Raw genomic sequence first — 2,615 nt, 5'->3', positions numbered from 1 at the left:
AAATATAACCCCTACTCAAAGTTGTTAATAACTTTATGGTGCTTTACATAGGAACGCCTGTTGGCAGTAGTTTTTTTTAATCGCAATAATTTTGATATAACACTTTTCCATTTACTTGTCCTAAGTTTGAAATCTCTTTCCAAACATTACAAGCATTATCTTTATCACCTGATTCAAATAAAACAGCAGCTTTATTATATAATGCATCTATGTTTTTAGGGTCTATTTTATATGATTCTGTAAAATATTCTATTGCTTTGGAATATTTTTTTTCTTGATACGCCTTAATACCTTTATTAAATAATTCTGATCCCTTTCTGTTATCTTCGGCTTTACCACCATAAATTATTTCAAGTTCATTTAAATCCTGTGTAAAAAAGATTGTTTTAATTCCCCAATATGTTTTTGTAATTTCACTTTTTAAAACAAACGGTAATTCGATAGATTCATATTCACTAAAGTCTGTCAATTTCCATTTATCAAATGAGTTATCAATAACTTTTTTAATTGTTTTTATTCTTGCAGAATCTTTTTGTGTAGAAAATGTTATTTGAGTTTTTATTCTTTTTTCTCTTGGGAAAATTTTCAAATTTCCGATTAATTCAAAGTTTGAATAATTATTCTTAAAAGCTTTATTTAACTCAATTTCTATTGTTGATTCAGTTTTGGGAGTAAATAGTTTTGAAGCAATAATATTTTTCTTGTTTTTGTACTTTTCTTTCAATTTTAACACGATTGCCTCTTGTTTAACAAAATAAAATCTTCTCAATTTATCATTTGTTAAGTCATCAACTTTTTCGCTTAATGTTAGTGAATCGGCAGTTATTTTTTCAATTATATAACCAGAATATTGTGATGTTTTTATAAAATTATTTGTTAATGTATAATTTAGACAACTTTGATTTGTTTTATGAATTGGATTTAAATTAAAGCAAAGTTGGTTAGCATTTATTGTATATTCTACATAAGTTGAGTCTTCTTCAAATCTTGAAAAAAGCTTACTTCCATCTTTCATTTCTGATTTTAACTTTATCCATTTTCCATTTATTTCAGAAATGTTATTTTGACTTAATGCTAAATTAAAAAAAAGTAATGTTATTAAAAAAAATAGTTCTTTCATATACGGATTTATAATTACTGCCAACGTGTTTGTATATGGTTTGTTGCGTGTTTTAAGCACCTAATTTAGCAAATACAAACCGAATAGAAAATCCGCGAGGATTTTCGTAAGTAGGCTAGAACTAGCAATAAATTATATACGGTGTTGTGCATAGTGTTTTTTATTCTTTACAAATTATTCCGTCTTGTGCAATTGTATCTCCTTCGTTTGTTGTCATAGTTGCAGTATAAAATAAACACTTGTTTTCTATTTTTCTTTTGGTTTCTACAATTCCATTATTTTCATTTATCCATTTTTTTTCTGCATCCAATTCCGATTTTGAAGCGTCATAAGTTAGTCGATAAGTACAATCGTCAATCCATTCAAGAATTTCATATTCAGGCTTTCCATTTCCGATTCCGTTTGTCCATTCGATTTGGGTGTTTTTTTCTCGGAGTACAATATATTTCTGAATAGAAGAATCTCGTTCAGGTGACATTTCCGAAATACTGTCATTTTCAACGATGGTATATTTAGCCATTTCTTTCGTTTCGGGAATATAGAATTGTCCGATTTTAAAATCCGCACAGGTCAATTCCTGCGCATTAATTTTTATTCCGATTATAAGAAATATTGCAATTAAAATTGTAGTTTTTTTCATTCAGCGTTTAGTTTGTCAATATTATGCACAACGGTCTCGTATAACCGTCAGTTACGGGTTAAATTAGCGTTTATTTTCGGTTAAGCACTGGCGTTAGCAATTCCGAGTGGATTCGGACGTAGTCGAATCCGCCGTAATTGCGGTTATACATTGTTGGCAGTAGTGTTTTTCCACTCACTTATCTTCGTTTACTTTCAAGGTTTTCAATTGCCTTGATTATTTTTTCCGCTTTTTGGTCGTCCGTTGCAACAGTCCAGATTTCATTTAGAATTTCTGTCTGTTCTATTTTCTCCAGTCGCTCAAAAATTTGCAAAACTTGTGCATCTTTAAAGCATTCCAAAATTTCAGAATTGTCATTCGTTCCGGTTTGATTTTCGAGATATAATGTCACGATTACAGTATCTCCTCCATCTTTGTTTATTGCGTTTCTAATTTCGGAATTAACAGACATTTTTTTATCAGAATTTTTTACTGGCCCTAAATTCTTATTCTTTATTTTATAACCATCTATTGTCCCAGACACTTTCAAATCGCCCCATTTTCCTTTGATATTTTTTGTGTTTGGGATTATCAATTGATAAGTCCAAGCTCCATTTCCTGGAATATATTGAAGGGTTAATTTTTCATTCTCAACAATGTAATTCATTTGTTTTTCAATCTTTCAATGGTCTTTAAATTTCGATTTTGTTCGTTTTTTACATTACTGCCAACGTTTGGCTGCTTTGCATCAGTGGCTTGTGATTCAAGACTGACCACAACAAATATAGACAAAATTTCGATTCGTAGAGGTTTTTCCGAAGGAAAAACCAAGCCCAAGCCATTGTGCAAAACAGTTGTTAACAGCAGATTTTATTT

Annotated in this window: 3 protein-coding genes; all 3 read right to left on the bottom strand. The window is 30.0% G+C overall.

The genetic code is table 11. The features are described 5' to 3' along the window. Positions 1-76 precede the first annotated feature (76 nt). The 3 genes from AABJ49_RS14225 to AABJ49_RS14215 all read right to left on the bottom strand — a co-directional run bounded on the left by AABJ49_RS14225 (position 77) and on the right by AABJ49_RS14215 (position 2,406). Positions 77-1,120 (bottom strand): tetratricopeptide repeat protein, encoded by a 1,044-nt coding sequence (locus tag AABJ49_RS14225; RefSeq protein ID WP_338378957.1) that lies wholly within the window; start codon positions 1,118-1,120, stop codon positions 77-79. A 160-nt stretch (positions 1,121-1,280) separates the two neighbouring features. Then, positions 1,281-1,760, bottom strand: coding sequence for a hypothetical protein (locus AABJ49_RS14220; protein ID WP_338378956.1), 480 nt, complete (start codon positions 1,758-1,760; stop codon positions 1,281-1,283). Positions 1,761-1,938: 178 nt separating this feature from the next. Then, on the bottom strand, positions 1,939-2,406 hold the full coding sequence (locus AABJ49_RS14215) for a DUF1905 domain-containing protein (protein WP_338378955.1): 468 nt from the start codon (positions 2,404-2,406) through the stop codon (positions 1,939-1,941). Positions 2,407-2,615: the final 209 nt, after the last annotated feature.

The sequence above is a fragment of the uncultured Flavobacterium sp. genome (assembly GCF_963922255.1).
In the GTDB taxonomy this organism is placed as follows: domain Bacteria; phylum Bacteroidota; class Bacteroidia; order Flavobacteriales; family Flavobacteriaceae; genus Flavobacterium.
Note: the sequence above shows the minus strand (reverse complement) of the source record. Positions and strands in the feature narration are given on the sequence as shown.